Raw genomic sequence first — 20,360 nt, 5'->3', positions numbered from 1 at the left:
TCCGTCGGACTGAATTCCGGCAATGACCTCCCGGGTGAGCCGATCGCCCAGTTCCGAGGCCTCGTTTGCTCCAAACCGCACCAGCATCTGGTTCAGCACGACATCGTTGACGACCTTCACGCCCGGTTCGCCGGCGAGCCGTTCGGCGATCGCGCGCGCCGCCTGACAATTGCGTTCCACGACATCGACGATGCCGCTGCGTCCGAGATGTCTGATCATCGCCCAGGTCGCGAAACCGCGCGCGCGACGCGACAGTTCGGGCACATAGTTGCTGGGATTGCGTTCTCCGGTCCCGGCGGTCGGGAGGTAGCTCGCAGCGATGGTCATGGCGCGGCGATGCGCCTCCTCGTCCCGTACGACGGCGTAGCCGCAGTCATAGGGGGTCTGGAGCCACTTGTGCCCGTCGGTCGCCCACGAATCCGCAGCCTCCAGGCCAAGGGCAAGGTGCCGCAGCGCCGGCGATGTGCGCGCCCATAGCCCGAAGGCGCCATCCACGTGCACCCAGGCTCCAACTCGACGCGCAATCGGGATCAACGCTTCGAATGGATCGAAGCCGCCGGTATTGATCTGGCCGGCCTGAAGGATGGCGATGCACGGGCCGGATACCGCCCCCGCGGCGCGGCGGAAAGCTTCGGGCTCGATCTGCCCCTGAGAGTCGGTCGCCACGCGGATCACCCGATCGTGCCCGAGCCCCAGCAGTTGCAGCGCGGAGAACACGGTCGTATGGGCGTCGTCCCCGATCAGCACCGTGATCGGCGGGGCCCCGAAAAGGCCGTCCGCTTCGACATCCCATCCGACGCGGCGCAAGACCTCGCCCCGTGCTGCCGCAAGGCAGACGAAGTTCGCGACCGTCGCTCCCGTTACGAAGCCGGCCTGATTGTCGGTCGACAAGGCATTGGCCTTTCCGGTTCGCACGGCGCTTTCCGGCCCAGCCGCCGGTGCTGTCGGCGCAGCCACCTCGGGCGCCAAATCGGCCATGAACGACCTCATTACGCTCTATATTGGCGGCACCAGTACGGATGTCTGCCTCATCCACGGCGGTCAGACCGAAATTGCCCATGTCCGGGACATTGCCGGTTTCCGCATCCGTCTGCCGATGATTGACATTCACACGGTGGGCGCCGGCGGCGGCTCGATCGCTCATATCGGCCCAGATGGGCTCATGAAAGTCGGTCCCGAAAGCGCCGGCGCGGTTCCTGGCCCAGCCTGTTATGGCAAGGGCGGCGACAAGCCGACCCTGTCCGACGCCAACGTCGTACTTGGCCGTCTCCCGGTTTCATTGGCTGGCGGCGGCCTTACGATAAATCGCCAGAAGGCGCTGGAAGCCGTGCGGAAGATCGCCGAGACACTTGGGCTCTCTGACGTGAAAGCCGCGCTCGGCATCTGCGGCATCGCCGTATCGAACATGACCCGTGCCATCCGCTCCGTTTCGACAGAAAAGGGCCATGATCCGCGCAATTTCGCGCTGATGCCCTTCGGCGGCGCCGGCGGGCTTCACGCTGCCGACGTTGCTCACGCCCTGGGAATCAAGCGGATCATCGTGCCGTTTTCCCCGGGCATATTGTGCGCCGACGGCCTTCTCGAGGCCGATCTGCAGGAAAACTTCGTCGCCACGTACCGCACCCGACTTGGCGGCAGTCTGGCCGAAGTCAACAAGATCGTGGACCAGCTCCACCATCAGGCCAAGGACTGGATCGCCAGCGAGGCCAAGGACGCCGAGCAGTCCGGCTGCATGTTGACCGTGGACATGCGCTACGTCGGCCAGAACTACGAATTGCCCGTGAAGTTCGAACTGTCGGACGACACATCGGCCGAACTCGACGTGGAGGTGCTGAAGGAGGCATTTTTCGAAGCGCATCTGCGCAGCTACGGTCATGTCGACCGAGACGCCCCGATCGAGATCGTCAACGTCCGGATGAAGGGCGTGGCCCGCCTGCGCCAGGTACGTGCCACCTCCCCCGCGCCGCAAGGGAGGGCGCAACCCACCGAATATCACGATGTCTGGTTCGCTGAAAGCGGAGCCGTCTCGACGCCGGTCTATCCGCGTAGCGCCCTTGCACCAGGCTTCAGTATACAGGGCCCTGCAATTGTGACCCAATTCGACGCGACGACGCTGGTACCCCCATCAACAACGCTGAAGGTAGATGACGCGCTCAACCTCATCATGGAGATCAAAGATGCGCAATAATACGAATCTGGATCCCATCGCACTGGAAATCAACTGGAACGCACTGAAGTCGATCACCGACGAGTGCTTTCTGACGATCATGCGCAGCGCCTTCTCGACGAACATCAAGGAGCGCCACGGCCATTCCACGGCTATCGCCGATGCGCAGGGTCGACTGATCGCACAAGCCGAAAACGCGCTGCCGATCCATCTCGCCTCGATGGTTGGCCTGATGCGGCACATCATCGATCAGTATGGTTCGTCCATTGCGCCCGGCGATGTCTTCATCGGGAACGATCCCCACGTCGCCGGCGGCACGCACCTGCCCGACATCAATCTGGCAATGCCGGTGTTCGCCGAGGGCCGGCTGGTCGGTTTGGTCGCCAACATCGTCCACCATGCCGACGTAGGCGGCGCGGCGGTCGGTTCGATGTCTGGCGGCCTGGACGAGATCTACAAGGAAGGCCTGCGCATCCCGATCGCGCGGCTGTACAGCGAAGGCAAGCTGCAGGACGACATCTTCCGATTGCTGCTGTGAACATGCGCCTGCCGGCAGAGCGCAAGGGCGACCTCAACGCCCAGATCGCGGCGGCACGCCTCGGCGAGCAGCGCCTGCAGGAGTTCCTGTCCCGCCACAGCGCCTCCTATCTGGAAATGCTGTTCGACGAAATCGTCCGCCGCACCAATCTGCGCATGAGGAGTGGCATCGCCAAGGTTCCCGACGGCGAGTACACCTTCTCCGACGTCATGGACGACGACGGTGCCGGCACCGAAAACATCCACATCCAGCTCACCATACGCAAGTCCGGCGAAGGCATCGTCTTTGATTTCGCCGGCACGGACGAGCAGGTAAAGGGCAATTTCAACCTGACCCTGAATGCGACCCAGTCGGCCGTCTGCTTCTCTCTGAAGGCGCTGCTTGATCCCGACGTGCCGAACAACCAAGGGATCTTCGATGCCATCGAGATCCGTGCGCCGCTTGGCTCGTTCGTCAACTGCGTCGCGCCGGCCGCCGTGGCGCTGCGTGCCAATACCTGTCAGCGCGTAGTCGACATCGTCATCGGGGCGCTGGCGAACGCGTTGCCAGATCGCGTGATCGGCGCTGCGAACGGCGCCAATACCAGCGCCGTCTTCGCCGGCATCGACCCACAGACCAAGCAGCAATATGTCTATCTGGAAACGCTTGGCGGCGGAATGGGCGCAAGGGCGACCAGGGACGGCAAGGACGGCGTTCAGGTCAACATCACCAATACGTCCAACCTTCCGGTGGAAGCCATCGAGCTGGAATATCCACTACGGGTTGAGGAATATGCGCTGGTCGAGGATTCCGGCGGCGCTGGACAGTTCCGCGGCGGCCTGGGAATCCGGCGCACGATCCGTCCGGTTGGCCACGAATGCGAGTTCAACGGCGTGGGCGAACGGTTCACCAATCCGCCATGGGGCATTTTCGGTGGCTCCGCGGGCAAGACGGGGCGTTTTCTGATTGTCGATGCCGGCGGAAAGGAGCGCAGCCTGCCGCCGAAGCCAGCGGCATCCGCCTCACGCCGGACATGGCGGCGGTTATGGAGACGCCTGGCGCTGGTGGCTACGGCGACCCGAAACAGCGCGATGAGGTACTGCTTCACCAGGATGTCGAGAGCGGCAAATTCTCCGAGAGCTTCATCGCGGCCAATTACCGCGATTAGCGTCTCCCAGGTCCGCCGCCGCACGGATGCCGACCGTGCTGTAACTTGCGACTGCCCCGGGATCCGTTTCCGGGGTAGTCGGCGTTTGGAACCTGTCTGCAAGAGGTTGGCAGCCACGCCAGAAACGACGATTGATGCCGAGAAGGGATGCCTCACACTGGCATACGCACCTCGGAGGCCTCGCCGGTGGAAAGCCGCCCCGCCAGTCGCAAGGGGTGGTGGAGGCCACGCGCCATCTCGATGTCGAACTCATCTAGGAGACCACGCAGCACGTTCACAAGCTGCGTACGCTGCCTCACCAGCAGATCGCGCGTCCGATGCAGCGCCAGCGCCGCCTGCTGCTCGGCCGACTTCACCGGCACAAGGCGCATGGTTGGCCGCGTCACAGCCTCACAGATCGCCTGAGCGTCCGCCGCATCCGTCTTGCCTCGCTTCACATAGGGCTTCACGTAGGCTGGCGGCATCAGCCGCACCGCGTGGCCAAGTTTTGTCAGTTCCCGTGCCCAATGACGCGAGGTGCCGCAAGCTTCCATGCCGACAAGGCAGGAGGAAAGCCTTGCAAAGAATGGCAGGACCTGCGCCGCTGCAACGCCTTGCGAAAACAGCACGTCCTTCGGCGTCGACGGCATCGACCTGGAAGACCCTCTTGGCCAGATCGAGGCCGACGGTGGTGACTTGCATGGCGGAGGGCTCCTGTAACGTGTGGTTGCTGCGACAGCACCACATCCACGCAACAGAATGCCGTCAACGGGAGCGGGAGCCATCCACGCCAACTGCTTTCCCGCGGTGGCAACACTGACCTCAACGCCCGAGATCGGGGCGCAAAGCTGTCAAGGTCACAAATCACCTCCTCCAAGCCCATTTATCTTCAGCGCCGATGCTGCGGGCGCAGCCGTTCTTTTTGCCGCCTCCACGGCTCACCCTCCAGCCATCAGTACGCGACCGGCCAGATGAGAGCTCGCAGGAACGCAACCATCAGGTCGGCAGCATATCGATGCCGCTAGGTCGATTGCTCATACTACGCGATTCTGCTACACCTATGCTACAGTGTGGATCGAAAAGTCCTTTCTTTTCAAGATCTTCAGCCTTGAAGTGCCGCCTCCTGTCGGGTGAGCCACTCACAACCCAAGTCTTTGGAACTGCTGAAGCGCTTCTTCCGCTTGATTCGACTGCGTGTTTCGGTTCGCGTTTGCTACACTTGCGTGCTACAAGGACCACAGTTGATGGGCCGTATGAAACACGTTTAGCGCCGCGCCAATCGCTTCGAGTTTCGCTTCGCCTTGCCGGATGACATCGCGGGCAAGCCGGCCCCAATGCCGTGGCCAGAAGCGCTCAGTTGGTGTGTCAATCCGCAAACCGGACGCTTCAAGCGCGAACTCGTTCGGTCGCTCAAGGCAAACGACAGCCGAGCGGCGGAGCGGGCTGCCCTGCCGCTGATCGCCGAGGCGCAGCAGCTCGTCGATTTGGCGCGCAAGGCGCTGGTTGCGGGGCCACCAACCGAACTGGACGCGCAAACCCTTGCCCATCTGACCCAAGCGCACGAAGCCAAGCTGCTGGCCGCCGACGAGGCGCTCCTCCAAAGGGTTTGGTCTGGACTTGGCTCGCGGCCTCACGCGGCCGGATGGGCTCGGCATGAGCGACGATGATCTGGGGCTCTATCAAAGGGCAATTGCCTTCCTGGATGACCTCAGCCGCTCCGAGGCGGCCAAGATGCGGGGCAGTGAAGCGCTTCAGTCGGCCCTTGATCGGGCTCTGGAAAAACGCGGCATCGTACTTCATCCGGACGATCCCGCCTGGCGGCAGCTCGAGCTCGGCTTCATCCGGGCGCAGCGACGCGCCATCAACGGCATCAAGGCGCGGCTCGATGGCGAGTTGGTGCCGCCCAACATTCCGGCTCAGCCAAACCGAACCGAGACCTTGTCAGCAGCGACACGGCGCTGGGTGGAAGGGGGCAGCCGGGCGGCACATAAGCCCCGCGGAAGCGCGATATCATGAGAACGGGATTCCGCGCTCTTTCGGGCGGCCACCCATCTGGTTGCTCGGATTCTCCGGCTATTCAGCGCAGCAGGTTCCGGCCCTCGGCCATTCTCGACCGGCCTTATGTCATCGTCAGTTCCGGCGTCATGGCGGCCGACGACGAACACGAGGCGCGCCGGCAGTCCTGGGCGTACTCCCACGCCATGATGCGAATGTCGCAGGGCAAGTCCTTCGTCGTGCCGACGCCCGAGGAGGCCGAGATCTATCCCTACATAAGTCGGGAACGGCAGATAATCGAGATGTGGGACGCCAAGACCATGGTTGGAACCGGCGAGCAGGTGGTCGAAATGCTCAATGCCCGGCAGAAGCTGACGGACGCTGACGAGATGATGATATTGAACCTCGGGCATACCCCGTCCGCGATCCATCGCTCCACCGAGTTGATTGCCGACATCTACTGCATGCCGGACCGTGAGCGATAAGGTTCGCGGCGTGTCCTCTCAGTACCTATCGGACTTGGCCGGATCGCCTCTTGATCCCAGGCATACTCTTCAACCTTTCGTAGCGGGATCATCAACCGGATCGCGCTTGCCGCGGTTCGGGCGGTTGTGGAACATGTTGGACGCCCTTGTTTCGAAGTCGCGTTGATAGCTAGAACTGCTCAGTTCTTCCGTGCGGCAGCGATCGAATCCCGCAGCGCCTGCTTGTCCATTGCGCCATGATGGACCCGTGTGTTGACAAGGAAAGCGGGAGTGCCTCCGAATCCGAACGCGTTCGCCTGGTCCATGTTACGGCCGAGGATTCCGTCGATGCGGTCTTGATCCTTCTTGAACGCGGCGAGAAGAGTCTCGGGATCTAGCCCAGCCTTCTTCAACACGGCGTCAACGTCCTCGTTGCTGAGGCGACCCTTGGTCGACATCAATGCGTGCAGGGCCTTCTCGTAATCCTTGCCGGCGGCGAGCACGAGGCTCGAGGCGTGAACGGATGGTGCTCCAAGGATCGGCCAGTCCTTCATCACCAGACGAACCTTTCCGTCCTCTCGCACGACCTCCATCAGGTCCTTGTGGCCGCGCTTGCAGAAGGGGCATTGGTAGTCGAAATATTCGGCGATCGTCACGTCGCCGTCGGGATTGCCGAGCACCGGAATCTGCAGATCGAACAGAACTTCCTCGACCGTCAGTTCGGGTTGCGCAAGGGCAGGCAGGGGCAGCACCGCGGTCGCCAGGCCGGCAGCGGTTGCCTTCAGCAGGTGTCTTCTGTTCAGCATGCAATGGTCTCCTTCTTCAATCGTCTTCGGGTTGCAGTTCGGAAATCCTCGACTGCAATGTTTCGCGCGAGATTTCGCCTAGATGAGCATGCTTCAGAGTGCCGTCAGCACCTACGAAGAGCGTCGCCGGCAGTCCCGGCGCGCCATAATGGCGCGCAAGACCGCCAAACGGATCAAGAAGCACGGTGTTGAGCGAAACCCCGGCATCCTCGAGGTAGCGTTTGATGACGTCCCGGCTCTCGCCCTGATTGGCGAAGATGAACTCGGTTCCTTCTGAGGCCGCCGCCACTTCCGCCATCATCGGCATTTCGCGCCGGCAAGGCGGACACCAGGAGGCCCAGAGGTTGATCACCTTGGGGGCAGTGCCCGCAGCGCCAAGTGCATGCTGGCCCCCGGCAAGCGTTTCGAATGTAGACGCGGGTAGAGCGATGGCGGAGGTGCCGCCGGACAGCTGCCAGGCCGTGTTCCACACCGCCAGCCCCACAGCCAGCGGAAGCAGCGACCATAGACGCAGGCGCGCCGTGCGGAGCACCAGAAGGACGCTGAGCAGCACGGCGGCAAGCCCGGCCGGCCAATAAAAGCCCCCGTCCCAGAAGGCGAAGATGCGCAGCGGCTCTTTCGTGAAGGTGTTCCAGTGAACCACTACATGTCCGGCTCGTGCTGCCGCGCCGCCTCCAAACAGCACCCATGACGACCACGCTTGGAACCGGCCATCGATCCGGCGGGTCAGCATTGCCGTGATCAAGACGAAGGCAAAGATGCCGAGGACAACGGCATAGCGATCGGCCGCAAGCACCAGCGGCCCGAGAGTCACGGCGTTCATGTCAATGCATCTCCACCTGGGCGGCCGAGCGCGTCAGGGATTCGATACTCACGTCACCCACCAGCCGGGTCCCGGAGACTTCACGTGAGTTGTTGAAGAACAGCATGGTCGGCGGGCCGGCCACCCGGAGCTGTTTCATCAACTCGGCGTTCTCCTTATCGAGATCCGTGAGGTCGGCTTTCACCAGATGGAACTTGGACAAGGCCTGCCGCACGCCCTTGTCCGGAAGGATGCCGCGCTCAATTGTGCGGCAGGTCACGCACCAATCGGCGGTGAAGTAGACGAGCGTCGGCTTGTCTTCAGCGGATGCGATCCTCGCCTGCAGGTCGGCAGCCGAGGCTATGGGCGTGAACTCTAGTTCCGCGACGGGCGGACCGGAAGTTCCACGGCCGGCGAACACTGCAAGGGGCCTCAGCGGATCCGTGGCTCCGGCCGTAGCTCCGACCATCAGGATTGCGCCATAGATCAGGGAAATGCCGCCTGCCCCGCGAACTGCGATCTGCGCCGATGTCTGAGACAGACTGGCAGACAGGGCGAAGCTCGCCAGCCCAATCAACAGGACGGCCCAGAGCGCTAGCTCGGATCCAGGCGGCAGGAGAGGCGTCGCAACCCAGACGGCGGTCGCAAGAAACAGGAATCCGAACAGTCGCTTGATATGCTCCATCCAGGCGCCTGCACGTGGCAGCACCCCACCACCGAGCGTGCCCAAAGCGACCAGAGGCGATCCCTTGCCGATCCCGAGCGCAAACAGAGCGGCCGCCCCGAGCATGACGTCGCCTGTCTGCGCAATGTAGATCAGCGCTCCCGCAAGCGGAGCGGTGACGCAGGGTCCCACGATTAGCGCCGACGAGAAGCCGAGCAGGGCGATCGAGCCCGTCGAACCGCCCCAGCGGCCGGTGCGCCGGGCAATCCAGTTCGTCCAGGCCGAAGGCAGTTGCAGTTCGAACAGCCCGAACATGGACAATGCCAGGATCACGAAGACCGCAGCAATAACACCGGTGGTCCAGGACGACTGCAGGACCAGCTGAATATTCTGGCCGGACCATCCGGCTACACCGCCTAGCAACGCAAAGGCCGAGGCGAGGCCAAGGACATAGGTCGAAGACAGGACGAATCCTCTGCCGGGCGTCAGGCGCTCGCCCTCGCGCGCCAAGGCGCCGGTAAGGATTGGGTAAATCGGGAAAACGCAGGGGGTGAAGGCGAGCAGCGCCCCAAACAGGGTGAACATGGCGAGCACGAGAGGCACGCCGCCTTTGCCCAGAAACGACTGGACGAGGCCCTGATCGGCGGAAATCTCCAATCCGGCAGAAACGGATTGCGCCTGGGATCCCGTGTTGGCGGGTGACGATGCGACGTCTTCCGTCGACCACTCAACCGCCATCTGATCTGTAGGAGAGGAGCCCGAAACTGCAAGCGTAACGGGGTCTATGAGCCGCTTCTCCGGCGCGTAGCAGATGCCGCCTTCCTGGCAGCCCTGGTACACGATCTCGACCCGACCGGCACCGGGCTGGGGAACCGCCGCCTCCGCCTCATCATAGTAGATCTCCGATTGGCCAAAGTTGGGGTCGTCCTTGGCGATGCCTGGGGCAGTCTCGATGTCGAGGTTCGCGCCGTCCTCCGCACGGGCCGCCAAGCGGTCGCGATTCAGGTAGTAGCCCGCCGCGATCTCCCACTTCACCGAAAGCGATCCTTCAGGGCCACGCGCCACCGACATCGCGAATGCTTCATCCACCGACAGCGGCTCTGCTGGTGACCCGCCTGCGGCCGGCGAAGCGGCCTGCACCGCGAGCATGCCGAGGATGGCAATCGCCGTTCTCATCATTGCAACTGTCCCTCCAGCCGACGGGGCGTCGATCCTTATGTTTGGCCGGGTGCGGGACGGAGCTTAAGGCAGCCTTAAGGTACGCAGGCTTCGACGCGGGCCATTCAATCAGCAGAAGGTGCAGAGAATGGCGCGCGGTTCAGAGCACGATACGGAAGGCGGCGTTCCGACCAGGACCATGATCGGCCGCTCCATGGGGCGGCGAGCGTTCGTCGTAGGGGCTGGCGCACTTGCCCTTTCAGGCTGCGTTTCTACTCCCGAAGAGCCCTCTCTCACGGTCGCCGAACCTCCGCCTCCCAGTTCGAAGCCGACCGTGCCGCCGATGTACTATGAAATGCCGAATGAGCGCTTTCCGATCGCGGAGGTCGATATCGCCAAGCTCGACCAACGCTTCTGGCGCACCGAGGTCGATTATCCGACACAGGAGAAGCCGGGCACCCTCATTGTCGACACGCCTGCAAAGTATCTCTACCACGTAAAGGCCAATGGCCGAGCCACCCGCTACGGCATCGGCGTCGGACGGGACGGGTTTGCGTGGGCAGGGCAAGCCATCGTCGCATATAAGCGTCAGTGGCCGCGCTGGACGCCGCCGGACTCCATGGTCGCGCGACAGCCTGAACTCGAACCCTACAGCATCGAAAATGGAGGCATGGGCCCCGGGCTGAAGAACCCGCTTGGCGCGCGCGCCCTGTACATTCATGAGAATGGCGTAGACACCCTCTACCGCCTCCACGGTACGCCGCAGGCGTCCAGTATCGGCAAGGCTGTTTCGTCAGGATGCATCCGGCTTATCAACCAGGATGTCATCCACCTCTACAACGAGGTTCGCGACGGGAGCCGGATCGTGGTGGTCCCCGATCCGGCCATGAAGCACCTCCTCGTCGGCTGACGCTGCCATCGAATTGGCAACAAGCAATGCCCTGGGGAACGGCTCTTATGGAAACACGGTAGATGCGGATCCTGGTAGTTGAAGACGACCCTGTGCTGGTTGATGGCTTGGCCGCAGGTCTCGGACTGGCGGGCTTCACCGTCGACACGGTCACCACGTGCGAGGACGCTTCCGCCGCACTCGAGGCGCAAACCTACGACACGGTCGTACTCGACCTGATGCTGCCGGATGGCTCCGGGCTCGACGTTCTGAGCTCTCTGCGGCGTCGCAAGAACGCGACGCCGGTGGTGCTGCTGACAGCACGCGACCAGGTAGCCGACCGCGTTGCAGGGCTCGACGCCGGCGCGGACGACTATGTCGGAAAGCCCTTCGACCTCGACGAACTCGCCGCCCGCATACGGGCAGCGGCGCGACGAGGCGCGGGTCGTGCGTCGGGCGTTCTTGAGTGGCGAGGCGTCGTTCTTGATCCCGCCCGGCAGGCAGCCAGTCTCCACGGCGGGCCGCTAACCTTGACGCGGCGGGAGTTCGGAGTTCTCCGCGCTCTCATGGAGCGTCCGGGATCGCCGGTTTCCAGGGCGGCGCTCGAGGAAACGCTGTATGGCTGGCAGGAGGAAGTCGAAAGCAACGCCGTCGAAGTGCACATTCACAAGCTGCGCTCCAAGCTGGGCGCTGGCTTCATCAAAACCGTTCGCGGGCTGGGTTACCGGCTGGCGGAGGAAAGTCCGTGAACTCGATCAGTTCCAGGCTCCTCACGGTTCTCATCGCGTCGACGGGACTGGTCTGGCTGCTCGCAGTCATTTGGATCTATGCCAGCACACAGGCCGAGGTCGAACGGGTCCTCGACGCGAGGCTCATGGAAGCCGCTCGCATGGTCAATTCGCTGCAGGCGGAGCGTCGCATCGAACTGGCGCTCGCCGATGGTGGCGCGAGCCCACTGACACAACTCGCGATCGAGGACGACTCCTACGAGCGGCAGCTCTCATGCCAGATCTGGTCTTTGGACGGGAGGCTGGTGGGACGCTCGGAGCACGCCCCGGACGATCGGCTGACGGACGCAGGCACCGGCTTCTCCGAAAGGACGGTGGATGGCGAGGCGTGGCGTGTCTACTCGATCGAGAACCCGGATCTTGGTGTCCGTGTTATGGTCGGGGACAGCCGTCATGTCCGCGATCGCCTCGTCGGGGATGTCGTCAAGGGGCTCTTGATACCAGCCGGCCTCATCCTGCCATTCCTCGCAGGCGTGATCTGGATCAGCGTTCGGCGGGGCATGTCCCCACTGAACGGAATAGCAAAGGCGATATCGTCCCGGGCGGCGAGTGACCTCAGTCCGCTCCGAAACGAGAACCTGCCCAGAGAGATCGCGCCCGCTGTCTACGCGCTCAACGACCTCTTCAGCCGTGTCAACGAAGCCCGCGAACGAGAGAAGAGTTTTACTGCGTTTGCTGCGCACGAACTGAAGACTCCCTTGGCTGGCCTCAAGACGCAAGCACAGGTCGCGCTCGCCAGCCGCGATGGCGCTATCCACGCCAACGCACTCCGGCAGATCTCGGCGGGAGTGGATCGGTCGGACCGACTCGTGCGGCAGCTACTCGATCTTTCAGCCGTCGAGGCGAGCGACGGGGTCCTAACTATGGAAACCGGTCGCCCGATGAAAATCATCGAAAGGGTGATGAAAGAGATGCCCCAAGCGCCGGGACGCATGAAGATGCTATCGAGAGCAGATGACCAGGATATCGTGGCGCTGTTCGACCCAACCTTGCTGACGCTTGCTCTGCGGAACCTGGTCGAGAACGCACTCAACCATTCACCTCGCGATCGCACCGTTACGGTTCGTCTCGCGGAGGCCGCCGGGCGGGTCGACATCATCGTCGAGGACCACGGTCCTGGCATTTCCGAAAGCGAATTGCCACGGGTGACCGAGCGGTTCTTCCGCGGCCGCGCGAGATCCTCCACCGGGAGTGGCTTGGGTCTGGCGATCGTCAAGGAGGCAATAACGCGAATGGGCGGGACCTTGGTGCTGAAGAACCGTCAACCGCATGGAGTGTCGGCACTCCTGTCGATTCCGGTGCCGGAGGCATCATGATCTCACGGCGAGGGTTCATTGCAGGCTCGACAGCACCGTTGCTGTCCAGCGCTGCCGCTGCGCGCGGGCTTCCCGCGATTTCAGAGGTCTTGTTCGATCCTGTCCAACCCGTGCTCGGGAACCCGAAGGGCGATGTCACGATCGCCGAGTTCTTCGACTATGCCTGCCCATCCTGCAAGCAGCTTCATCCCGATCTGAAGCGGATCGTCGAGCAGGACGGCGGAATCCGCCTGCTGATGAAGGACTGGCCGATCAACGGCGAAAGTGCCTGGTATGCGTCGCGCATGGTCCTGGCTGCCGCGCGGCTCGGGCAGTATTCCGCTGCGCACTCGGCTGTCATCGAAATCACCGGCGGCCTGACATACCGTGCTGTCGACGACGCCATGCGCGCCCGTGAAATCGATGTGGCTAGGGTTCGAGATGCGCTCGAGCTCCATTTGGAAGAAATCGATGCGCTGCTTGCGCGCAACGCACAGCAGGCGCGCTTGCTTTCACTGCCGGGAACGCCTGCATTCATTGTTGGATCGAAGCTCCACCGGCGCCCCTTGAGCCCGGAAGATATCCGGCAAGCCGTTCAGGAGGCGCGCCGCAGCGGCTAGCGCGGTTCTCCGACGCAATAATTGCAAATTGTTGATTGCATTTTTCTGCAACCTAATTACGTTAGTGGTCACCGCTGACATTGAGCCCACTCGGGCGAAGAGTTGACGCATGAAACAGATATCCGACACGCTCTACGTTGGGCCGCAGTTGACGGCCGACGACATCCGTCAGGCCAAGGCGAAAGGGTTCGCCGCGATCGTCAACAACCGTCCTGACGGCGAAGAGCCCGGCCAGCCGAGCGCAGCCGAGAACCGGGTGGTCGCCCAGACCGCAGGGCTCGGCTACAGCCACATCCCGGTGGTGCCCGGGCAGATCGGCGAGGATCAGGTCCGCGCCTTCCAGAAGGCCGTTTCGGAAGCAGGCGGTGCGGTGCTGGCCCACTGCAAGACCGGCACGCGCTCGGCCACCCTCTACGCCATCGGCGAAGTTTTGGACGGTCGAATGACGAAGGACGAGGTGACGCCGCTCGGCCAGCGTCTCAGCCTCGATCTCTCCGGCGCAGTGAAGTGGCTGGACGCCCACGGCCGCTAAGTCCGAAGAACGCAATCCCTGACTGATGAGGATTTCCGTGAGCGCTGCAAAACCACTGGTGAAAGGCTTCTTCGACGAGCGCACCTTCTCGATCCAGTATGTCGTTGCCGACCCGGAAACGAAGAAGTGCGCCATCGTCGATGCGGTCCTCGACTTCGACGAAAAGTCGGGTGCCACCGCGACGAAGAACGCTGATGCCCTCCTCGCCTATGTCGAGGAGCAGGGATTCGAGGTCGAGTGGATCCTCGAAACCCATCCGCACGCCGACCATTTCTCCGCCGCACAATATCTGAAGGCGAAGACCGGCGCGCCGACGGCGATCGGCGAGAAGGTGGTCGAGGTTCAGAAGCTCTGGAAGGGCATCTATAACTGGCCGGATTTCCGGGCCGACGGCTCGCAATGGGACCGGCTGTTTGCCGAGGGCGAGACGTTCAAGGTCGGCCGCATTCCCGCCCGGGTGCTGTTCTCGCCGGGTCACACGCTGGCGTCGATCACCTACGTGATCGGCGACGCAGCCTTCGTCCACGACACGCTGTTCATGCCGGACTCGGGCACTGCACGGGCCGATTTCCCTGGCGGCAGCGCATCGCGGCTCTACTGGTCGATCATGGAGATCCTGTCGCTGCCGGACGAGACCCGCATCTTCACCGGCCATGACTACCAGCCAGGCGACCGCGAGCCCCAGTGGGAATCCACGGTTGCCGAGCAGAAGGCGAGGAATACGCACATGTCGAAGTGCACGAACGAGGCCGAGTTCGTGAAGGTCCGCGAGGCCCGCGACGAGACCCTGTCCATGCCGAAGCTGATCCTGCACGCGCTACAGGTCAACATGAACGGCGGGCGCCTCCCGGAGCCCGAGGCGAACGGAAGACGCTACCTGAAATTCCCGCTCGATGCACTCGAAGGCGCCGCATGGGACGACAAATGAAGCTCGATCTTGCTCCCGATACGGCCGAAATGGTCGAGAATGCGGGGGATGCGGCGGACTTCCTGAAGAAGCTCGCCCACCCGTCGCGGTTGATGATCGCCTGTGCGCTCGTCGATGGCGAGCGCTCCGTACGTGACCTGGAGGATACGCTAGGCATCCGCCAGCCGGGCCTGTCACAGCAGATCGCCGAGTTGCGCGAGGCGGGCTTCATAACCGGCCGCAAGGAGTCGAAGAGCATGTTCTATCGGCTCGCCGACGAGCGGATCGCCGAGTTCATTTCCCTGATGCACCGGATGTTCTGCGAAGTTCCGCGGAAGCATCGTTAGGAGCCAAATCATGACCGAGTTCACTCCCCTTGCCTCTCTGATCGGAGGCATGATGATCGGCCTGTCGGCCGTGCTGCTGATGCTGTGGGAGGGGCGCATTGCAGGAATCTCCGGCATCGCCTCACGGCTCCTGCCGCCCTATCGCGACGGCGCCTTCCTGTCTCGCTTCGGCTTCGTCATCGGACTGGTGGCGGCGCCGTTTGCGATGATGGCGCTGACGGGCCATCAGGTCGAGCAGACTGTCTCCTCCAACATTCCGCTGATGCTCGGTGCGGGCCTGCTGGTCGGCTTCGGCTCGGCATGGGGCCATGGCTGCACCTCGGGCCATGGCGTGTGCGGCCTGTCGCGGCTTTCGGCTCGCTCCTTTGTCGCGACGGCGGTCTTCATGGCGACCGCCTTCGTCACGGTGTTTTTCGCGCGTCACGTCCTCGGAGGCTGAGCACATGTCCTTCCTCGTCAATCTGATGCTCGGCCTCCTGTTTGGAGCGGGGCTCGTCGTCTCGGGCATGTCGGACCCGGCCAAGGTGCTCAACTTCCTCGACCTGTTCGGGACCTGGGATCCCTCGCTTGCCTTCGTCATGGGCGGGGCCGTGCTCGTCGCCTTCACCGGCTACCGCCTGGTCCTGTCGCGTGGGCAGCCAATCGTCGGCGGGCGTTTCCACCTGCCCAGGAAAACCGACATTGACGCCCGGGTGATCGCCGGCCCCGCCATCTTCGGCATCGGCTGGGGTCTCGGCGGCTTCTGCCCCGGGCCGGCGCTCACATCGCTCGGACTAGCGGCCGCCGGCACGCTCGTCTTCGTCCCGGCCATGATCCTCGGCATGTGGGTGGCGCGGGCGATCGGCGAAGCCCGGACTGGAACAGCAGCCGCGTGAGGCTGGAATAGCTATGCTCGACTTTGCCCAGTACCTCCTGGGCGCCCTTTCGGGTTCCCTGGTAGGCTTCTCCCTTGGTCTGTTCGGCGGCGGCGGATCGATCCTTGCCGTCCCCCTGATGGTCTATATGGTCGGAGTGCCCGTGGCGCATGTGGCAATCGGCACCAGCGCGATGGCGGTGGCCGCGAATGCGGCCGCGAGCCTGGCGAGCCACGCGCGGCGCGGCAACGTGATCTGGCGCTGCTCACTTATGTTCAGCGTGGCCGGCGTTGCAGGAGCCACGCTGGGCTCCACGCTCGGCAAGGCGCTGGACGGGCAGAAGCTGCTGTTCCTGTTTGCGCTGGTTATGATCTTTGTCGGCATCCGGATGCTCAAGAGCCGTGGAGACGAAGGTGTGCCAGGCGCCCAGTGCAACCGTGGCAATGCACCGAAGGTCCTGACTGCGGGCGGCATGACAGGGCTTTTCTCCGGCTTCTTCGGCATCGGCGGCGGCTTTCTGATCGTCCCTGGCCTGATCGCCTCTACCGGAATGCCGATACTCAACGCGATCGGTTCCTCTCTGGTGGCTGTCACCGCCTTCGGGCTCACCACCGCAGCAAACTATGCCTTCTCGGGCCTTGTGGACTGGATTCTTGCCGCCGTGTTCATCGCCGGAGGGATCGTGGGCAGCATGCTCGGCTCTATAGCGGCGCACCGCCTCAGCACCCGCAAGGGTGCGCTGAACACGGCCTTCGCACTTCTTGTCTTCGCCGTGGCGGGTTACATGCTGTGGAAGAGCGGACAGACCCTGATCGGGTGAGGCGGACGGTGGGAGAGCCCGGATTAAACATCTGAGGCAACCCTCCTCCACGGCGGCCAGAAATGGAACTCAGACTTGCGTCTACGCGAATGTATGACGTCTCGGATGAACTGTCGCAGTTCGTGTCCCGATCGCCACCAAATCCAGAGCCAATGCCCGCCTCGGCGGCAGCTCACGACGATGCTCGCCGACCTGAATGACCGCTTTTGAGTATCTGGAGCCTGAACCTGCCAGTCCGCTCTCGGCCCCAAGCTGCCAGTCAGCAACGCGCCCGATGTCGGCCGTTCACAGTCGCGCTGTTCGTCCCGAAAACGGACATGGATGGATCGACGCCACGAGTGTAGTTTCACAGGACGCCCGTCAAAGCCCAATTCAGTCGACGGCAGCGGTCTTAGATCGACCAGCGGATCCGGGCTCGGCTTCAGATGCATTCTAGCGCTTGGGCGAAAACATCGTCCCATTCATCGTCACTGACCTGCATCAGTCCAAGGCCTCTCAGCAGGAACAGTCCCTCAATGGCAAGAAAGGCCTGGCGAGCGCGCCTGCCTTCCGGCGTGGATGGTTCGGCTAGATCGAAGATCTCGCGATAGAAGGACTGGACGCGTTCGAGGTTGCCAGCTTCGTGCGAGAGAGCCGCCATGAGGTGGGCGGCCCGGGTCTGGAAGATGTGCTTCTGCTCGGCAGAGGCCCTCACATGGGCTCGCAGCCTATCAACAGGCTGGTCCCCGGCAGTAAAGGATTCGCGCTCGGCGATAAAGCGCGACAGTTCCCGTTTCAGCAGGTCCTGCACAAGCCCATCTTTTGAGGGGTAGGTGTAGGTCAAACCGCCCTTGCTGATACCAGCCTTCGCTGCCACCATGTCCATGGTGAAGGACAAGCCCCTGGTCTCCGTGATTAATTCCTCCGCCGCCGCGAGGATGGTGGCCTTGTCGATGCTTTTTGGTCTGGGCATGTCACCTCGCGTTGGAGAGATCACATTTCAGGGCTGGTCTGACCTCGTGCCGGATGTCACGCTGCGTGGCCGCCCCGGCGTGACACTCTTGCACAACTCAGTAGCGGAAGACGAACTCCGACCCGTCGGTGAAGCGGTTGAAACGATAGATCGACGGGTTGCAGGTGGTCTTCTCGCCCGCGATCATCTCCGCGATCATCTGGCCGGAGGCCGGCCCGGTGGTCAGCCCGTTGCCGGAGAAGCCGGTGATCAGGAAGAGCCCTGGGAGGTCCGGGATTTCGGTCACGAACTGTGTCGAGTCCGGCGTCGCGTCGATCATGCCGGCCCATTCCTCCTTGACCACGGCCTTCTCGTATTGCGGGAATGCCCGGCGCAGGTTGGCCAGCGCGGTGTCGTTCTCGTGGCGGTCGACCTCGCCCGACAGCATGCGCACCTGCTCGAACGGCGTGACCTCGTCATTGCCCCAACTCGACTTCATGCGCAGCGACTCGAATAAGTCTCTGCTCGGGCGCACTTTGACGAGATCGCCCGAATATCTCAGCGTCGGCAGGAAATCGAACAGGAAACGGAAGCTGTCCTTGGTGATCGGGGCAGCGCTGGTGCCGACGCCGACCGAAGTCTCGCCATCGGCCTGCATCCGCCAGGTGAAATCCGGCCCATACCCCGCGCCTGGCAGCGCGCCATCGATGCGGCTCAAGCGCTGCATGGAGGAGGCCAGCGTAAGCTGTGGCACGCGCACCCCGATATTGCCGGCGAAGAGCGAACTCCAGGCACCGCCCGCGATGACGACGTATTTGGTCTTGATGTGGCCCTTCTCGGTATGCACGCCGGCGACCTTGCCGCCCTCGCGCTCCACCGAACGCGCCGCGCAGGGGGCAACGATTTTCACGCCTTCGCGCATGGCTCCCATCGCGATCTTGGAAACGGAGTGGGTCGGTTCGGCCGTGCCGTCGCTTGCTTGATAGAGAGCCGCCTTGAACTTGGAGCCGGCGCCCGGGATGAGGGCATCGAGTTCAGAGCCTCTGATGATCTTGGAATCCATCTTGGGCTGAACCTCAAGCGCAGCCTTCAACCATTCCTGATGCATTTCGACCTCATCGTCGGAGCCGATCAGCGTGAAGTTGCCGGACTGGCGAAAGCCGATGTCCTCGCCGAAACGCCCTGCGAAGCCTTGCCAGAGGGCCTTGGACTGGTTGGTCAGTTCCAGCTTGCCGAGGTCCCAGCCATTGGAATAGATCCAGCCAAACGCGCGGCTCGACTGCTCGCCAGCCACAACGCCCTTCTCCAACAGAACCGTGCTCAGTCCTTTCTCGTTGAGAAAAAGCGCTGTGGAGATCCCGGCGATCCCAGCGCCGATGACCACGACATCCGCCTCGGCAGGTAGTTCGGTGAGCGTCTCCACTGGCATGGCGCGTGGCACAGCCGAGTTGATGTGCCAGCCGCGGCCGGACATGAGGCCGATCCCGAGGCCTGCACCGATCGCCGCGCCTGCGACGCCTGAACTCGCGCCAATGAGGAAGCTGCGCCTCGAGATAGCCATCTGAATTCCTTTGTCTTGAAGCAATTGCCGACCAAACCTTCGACACGCGGCGTCGGGCTGTTCCTCCCTCTTATATAAGACTGATCAGTCGGAAACAAATCCTCCGGTGAATGAGGTGGGGCGTCCGGATACTCACTCTGGAGCGCGCCCTCGGCACTGGCGGGCGAGAACGACTTGACGCTGCCGTGCGCCACCGCCGAGAGGTGCCACTTGCCCTTGAAGGCGGTGTGATAGCCCTGGCCGCGCAGCAGGTGCCCGATGGTCGGAATGTCGCGGGACAGCTCGCCGATCCAGGCGAAGTTGGTGTTGTCCCAGGGGCCGGTGTGCTTGGCGTGCACGTCAGTCCATCGTCGCGCGCGAGGGCGTGCACATTGGCGCGGTGCAGTATTGCCGGTCGAGCTCACGCCTTGCGCCTCAAGGCGCCGCATGGCCGGCGCCTCCACCGCGTCCGGCACCTGCATGTGGGTCTGCCACTGGTCCATGCAGAGGATCAGAATGTCAAGCCGCCGTTTGCCCTCAGCCGGCGCGGAGGTAACTGGAGCACTTGCTTGGGGCGAGGTCGCGGGCAGGCCCTGAGCCTCTGTAGCTGCCATGGATGCGGAGGCCGCCATCCCCAAGAGCACAGTGCGTCATCTATGCTCTGTTCATAGGACATGTCCCGTTCGAGTCCGCACCATCCAGCAAAAGCGATATGGGTACGCCCGGTGACGATCGCCTCTCCGCACCGCGGGTCGATGGCGCAGGAATTTGATGCTGCCCGACCCGGAATGTCGGCGATGGGCCGGCCGGCGGTCTGGCGCCAAACCTTCAACTCCACGCGAGGGTTCCGCCGGATTTGGCATGCCTTCGCTACGTACAGGTAAAGCGGACGTTTGGACGGACATTCAGTGGACCGCTATGGGTTAGCTCACGAGATGCGCGAGGACAATCCTCCGCACCGAGCATTCTACCAAGGCAGCACATCGGGCGATACGCCGCGACTTCTGGTCGCTAAGCTCGGCCAGGACGGTCACGACCGTGGCGCCAAGGTCATCGCCTCGGCCTTCGGCGACATCGGCTTCGAGGTGATCGCCGGGCCGCTCTTCCAGACGCCGGA

The 20,360-nt window shown here is 63.1% G+C and carries 21 protein-coding genes and 4 pseudogenes; 16 read left to right on the top strand and 9 right to left on the bottom strand.

The window, feature by feature from the left end; translation table 11 throughout:
• The coding region (locus tag HUI96_RS28645) for a pyridoxal phosphate-dependent decarboxylase family protein (RefSeq protein WP_237684458.1) at positions 1 to 978 on the bottom strand (978 nt) is incomplete at its 3' end.
• Between HUI96_RS28645 and HUI96_RS28640 the strand changes: the two genes are divergently transcribed.
• The 3 genes and pseudogenes from HUI96_RS28640 (at position 878) to HUI96_RS29980 (ending at position 3,852) form a co-directional block, all read left to right on the top strand.
• The gene (locus HUI96_RS28640) at positions 878 to 2,188 is read left to right on the top strand and encodes a hydantoinase/oxoprolinase family protein (protein WP_337918688.1); all 1,311 of its coding nucleotides are present in this window, start codon (positions 878 to 880) and stop codon (positions 2,186 to 2,188) included. The genes HUI96_RS28645 and HUI96_RS28640 overlap by 101 nt on opposite strands.
• A pseudogene (locus HUI96_RS30425) lies at positions 2,145 to 3,622 on the top strand (hydantoinase B/oxoprolinase family protein); the annotation flags it as partial. The gene HUI96_RS28640 and the pseudogene HUI96_RS30425, both read left to right, overlap by 44 nt.
• A gap of 107 nt (positions 3,623 to 3,729) precedes the next feature.
• Complete coding sequence (locus HUI96_RS29980) at positions 3,730 to 3,852, top strand: hypothetical protein (RefSeq protein WP_273033236.1); 123 nt, start codon at positions 3,730 to 3,732, stop codon at positions 3,850 to 3,852.
• A gap of 167 nt (positions 3,853 to 4,019) precedes the next feature.
• Here the strand turns inward: HUI96_RS29980 and HUI96_RS28630 are convergent.
• Together HUI96_RS28630 and HUI96_RS28625 are read right to left on the bottom strand one after the other, a co-directional pair.
• Positions 4,020 to 4,533, bottom strand: a pseudogene (locus tag HUI96_RS28630) (IS110 family transposase); the annotation flags it as partial.
• 524 nt (positions 4,534 to 5,057) lie between these two features.
• Positions 5,058 to 5,432 (bottom strand): hypothetical protein, encoded by a 375-nt coding sequence (locus tag HUI96_RS28625; protein ID WP_188258103.1) that lies wholly within the window; start codon positions 5,430 to 5,432, stop codon positions 5,058 to 5,060.
• 52 nt (positions 5,433 to 5,484) lie between these two features.
• Between HUI96_RS28625 and HUI96_RS28620 the strand changes: the two genes are divergently transcribed.
• The gene (locus tag HUI96_RS28620; protein ID WP_188258102.1) at positions 5,485 to 5,847 is read left to right on the top strand and encodes a hypothetical protein; all 363 of its coding nucleotides are present in this window, start codon (positions 5,485 to 5,487) and stop codon (positions 5,845 to 5,847) included.
• Positions 5,844 to 6,311, top strand: coding sequence for a hypothetical protein (locus HUI96_RS28615; protein ID WP_188258101.1), 468 nt, complete (start codon positions 5,844 to 5,846; stop codon positions 6,309 to 6,311). The genes HUI96_RS28620 and HUI96_RS28615 overlap by 4 nt, the downstream gene beginning before the upstream one ends.
• A 179-nt stretch (positions 6,312 to 6,490) precedes the next feature.
• On the opposite strand, the gene HUI96_RS28610 is transcribed toward HUI96_RS28615, so the two are convergent.
• Genes HUI96_RS28610 through dsbD form a run of 3 tightly spaced genes read right to left on the bottom strand, consistent with a single transcriptional unit; the run spans position 6,491 to position 9,741 of the window.
• Positions 6,491 to 7,096, bottom strand: coding sequence for a thioredoxin domain-containing protein (locus HUI96_RS28610; RefSeq protein ID WP_188258100.1), 606 nt, complete (start codon positions 7,094 to 7,096; stop codon positions 6,491 to 6,493).
• Between the two features lie 16 nt (positions 7,097 to 7,112).
• A complete protein-coding gene (locus tag HUI96_RS28605; RefSeq protein ID WP_188258099.1) occupies positions 7,113 to 7,919 on the bottom strand; it encodes a TlpA family protein disulfide reductase in 807 nt (268 codons plus the stop codon).
• A gap of 1 nt (position 7,920) precedes the next feature.
• A complete protein-coding gene (dsbD, locus tag HUI96_RS28600) occupies positions 7,921 to 9,741 on the bottom strand; it encodes a protein-disulfide reductase DsbD (protein ID WP_237684457.1) in 1,821 nt (606 codons plus the stop codon).
• Positions 9,742 to 9,919: 178 nt separating this feature from the next.
• On the opposite strand from dsbD, the gene HUI96_RS28595 reads away from it, so the two are divergent.
• The 10 genes from HUI96_RS28595 (at position 9,920) to HUI96_RS28550 (ending at position 16,772) form a co-directional block, all read left to right on the top strand.
• Positions 9,920 to 10,630, top strand: a complete 711-nt coding sequence (locus HUI96_RS28595) for a L,D-transpeptidase (RefSeq protein WP_188258106.1) — start codon at positions 9,920 to 9,922, stop codon at positions 10,628 to 10,630.
• A gap of 62 nt (positions 10,631 to 10,692) precedes the next feature.
• Complete coding sequence (locus HUI96_RS28590) at positions 10,693 to 11,358, top strand: response regulator (protein WP_188258098.1); 666 nt, start codon at positions 10,693 to 10,695, stop codon at positions 11,356 to 11,358.
• Complete coding sequence (locus HUI96_RS28585) at positions 11,355 to 12,713, top strand: ATP-binding protein (RefSeq protein WP_188258097.1); 1,359 nt, start codon at positions 11,355 to 11,357, stop codon at positions 12,711 to 12,713. Before HUI96_RS28590 ends, HUI96_RS28585 begins: the two co-directional genes overlap by 4 nt.
• The gene (locus tag HUI96_RS28580) at positions 12,710 to 13,312 is read left to right on the top strand and encodes a DsbA family protein (protein WP_188258096.1); all 603 of its coding nucleotides are present in this window, start codon (positions 12,710 to 12,712) and stop codon (positions 13,310 to 13,312) included. The genes HUI96_RS28585 and HUI96_RS28580 overlap by 4 nt, the downstream gene beginning before the upstream one ends.
• 109 nt (positions 13,313 to 13,421) lie before the next feature.
• Positions 13,422 to 13,844 carry a TIGR01244 family sulfur transferase gene (locus HUI96_RS28575; protein ID WP_188258095.1) on the top strand — a complete coding sequence of 141 codons (423 nt, stop codon included), beginning with the start codon at positions 13,422 to 13,424 and terminating at the stop codon, positions 13,842 to 13,844.
• Between the two features lie 37 nt (positions 13,845 to 13,881).
• Entirely contained in the window at positions 13,882 to 14,772 is an 891-nt protein-coding gene (locus HUI96_RS28570) for an MBL fold metallo-hydrolase (RefSeq protein ID WP_425299321.1), read from the top strand.
• Complete coding sequence (locus HUI96_RS28565; RefSeq protein WP_188258093.1) at positions 14,769 to 15,098, top strand: ArsR/SmtB family transcription factor; 330 nt, start codon at positions 14,769 to 14,771, stop codon at positions 15,096 to 15,098. The genes HUI96_RS28570 and HUI96_RS28565 overlap by 4 nt, the downstream gene beginning before the upstream one ends.
• 10 nt (positions 15,099 to 15,108) lie before the next feature.
• Positions 15,109 to 15,537: a YeeE/YedE family protein gene (locus HUI96_RS28560; protein WP_188258092.1), complete on the top strand. Its 429-nt coding sequence runs from the start codon at positions 15,109 to 15,111 to the stop codon at positions 15,535 to 15,537.
• 4 nt (positions 15,538 to 15,541) lie between these two features.
• Positions 15,542 to 15,973: a DUF6691 family protein gene (locus tag HUI96_RS28555; protein WP_188258091.1), complete on the top strand. Its 432-nt coding sequence runs from the start codon at positions 15,542 to 15,544 to the stop codon at positions 15,971 to 15,973.
• 13 nt (positions 15,974 to 15,986) lie between these two features.
• Positions 15,987 to 16,772, top strand: a complete 786-nt coding sequence (locus HUI96_RS28550) for a sulfite exporter TauE/SafE family protein (RefSeq protein WP_188258090.1) — start codon at positions 15,987 to 15,989, stop codon at positions 16,770 to 16,772.
• 421 nt (positions 16,773 to 17,193) lie between these two features.
• Here HUI96_RS28550 and HUI96_RS28545 read toward each other — a convergent pair whose 3' ends face one another.
• The 3 genes and pseudogenes from HUI96_RS28545 to HUI96_RS30420 form a co-directional block, all read right to left on the bottom strand.
• A complete protein-coding gene (locus HUI96_RS28545) occupies positions 17,194 to 17,724 on the bottom strand; it encodes a TetR/AcrR family transcriptional regulator (protein ID WP_188258089.1) in 531 nt (176 codons plus the stop codon).
• Between the two features lie 97 nt (positions 17,725 to 17,821).
• Positions 17,822 to 19,264: an NAD(P)/FAD-dependent oxidoreductase gene (locus HUI96_RS28540; protein WP_188258088.1), complete on the bottom strand. Its 1,443-nt coding sequence runs from the start codon at positions 19,262 to 19,264 to the stop codon at positions 17,822 to 17,824.
• Positions 19,265 to 19,452: 188 nt separating this feature from the next.
• Positions 19,453 to 19,725 (bottom strand): annotated as a pseudogene (locus HUI96_RS30420) (sulfatase-like hydrolase/transferase); the annotation flags it as partial.
• Positions 19,726 to 20,229: 504 nt separating this feature from the next.
• Between HUI96_RS30420 and HUI96_RS29765 the strand changes: the two are divergent.
• Positions 20,230 to 20,360, top strand: a pseudogene (locus HUI96_RS29765) (hypothetical protein); the annotation flags it as partial.

It is taken from the genome of Pseudaminobacter soli (ex Zhang et al. 2022) (assembly GCF_014595955.1).
GTDB lineage: Bacteria > Pseudomonadota > Alphaproteobacteria > Rhizobiales > Rhizobiaceae > Kumtagia > Kumtagia pseudosoli.
The sequence above is the reverse complement of the archived record's forward strand: the minus strand, read 5'-3'. Positions and strand labels throughout refer to the sequence as shown.

What these genes read in the sequence shown, in the direction of transcription:
- HUI96_RS29980 (WP_273033236.1), top strand. Translation starts at nt 3,730, where the DNA reads ATGGAGACGCCTGGCGCTGGTGGCTACGGCGACCCGAAACAGCGCGAT.
- HUI96_RS28620 (WP_188258102.1), top strand. Translation starts at nt 5,485, where the DNA reads ATGAGCGACGATGATCTGGGGCTCTATCAAAGGGCAATTGCCTTCCTG.
- HUI96_RS28615 (WP_188258101.1), top strand. Translation starts at nt 5,844, where the DNA reads ATGAGAACGGGATTCCGCGCTCTTTCGGGCGGCCACCCATCTGGTTGC.
- HUI96_RS28610 (WP_188258100.1), bottom strand. Translation starts at nt 7,096, where the DNA reads ATGCTGAACAGAAGACACCTGCTGAAGGCAACCGCTGCCGGCCTGGCG.
- HUI96_RS28605 (WP_188258099.1), bottom strand. Translation starts at nt 7,919, where the DNA reads ATGAACGCCGTGACTCTCGGGCCGCTGGTGCTTGCGGCCGATCGCTAT.
- dsbD (WP_237684457.1), bottom strand. Translation starts at nt 9,741, where the DNA reads ATGATGAGAACGGCGATTGCCATCCTCGGCATGCTCGCGGTGCAGGCC.
- HUI96_RS28595 (WP_188258106.1), top strand. Translation starts at nt 9,920, where the DNA reads ATGATCGGCCGCTCCATGGGGCGGCGAGCGTTCGTCGTAGGGGCTGGC.
- HUI96_RS28590 (WP_188258098.1), top strand. Translation starts at nt 10,693, where the DNA reads ATGCGGATCCTGGTAGTTGAAGACGACCCTGTGCTGGTTGATGGCTTG.
- HUI96_RS28580 (WP_188258096.1), top strand. Translation starts at nt 12,710, where the DNA reads ATGATCTCACGGCGAGGGTTCATTGCAGGCTCGACAGCACCGTTGCTG.
- HUI96_RS28575 (WP_188258095.1), top strand. Translation starts at nt 13,422, where the DNA reads ATGAAACAGATATCCGACACGCTCTACGTTGGGCCGCAGTTGACGGCC.
- HUI96_RS28565 (WP_188258093.1), top strand. Translation starts at nt 14,769, where the DNA reads ATGAAGCTCGATCTTGCTCCCGATACGGCCGAAATGGTCGAGAATGCG.
- HUI96_RS28560 (WP_188258092.1), top strand. Translation starts at nt 15,109, where the DNA reads ATGACCGAGTTCACTCCCCTTGCCTCTCTGATCGGAGGCATGATGATC.
- HUI96_RS28555 (WP_188258091.1), top strand. Translation starts at nt 15,542, where the DNA reads ATGTCCTTCCTCGTCAATCTGATGCTCGGCCTCCTGTTTGGAGCGGGG.
- HUI96_RS28550 (WP_188258090.1), top strand. Translation starts at nt 15,987, where the DNA reads ATGCTCGACTTTGCCCAGTACCTCCTGGGCGCCCTTTCGGGTTCCCTG.
- HUI96_RS28545 (WP_188258089.1), bottom strand. Translation starts at nt 17,724, where the DNA reads ATGCCCAGACCAAAAAGCATCGACAAGGCCACCATCCTCGCGGCGGCG.
- HUI96_RS28540 (WP_188258088.1), bottom strand. Translation starts at nt 19,264, where the DNA reads ATGGCTATCTCGAGGCGCAGCTTCCTCATTGGCGCGAGTTCAGGCGTC.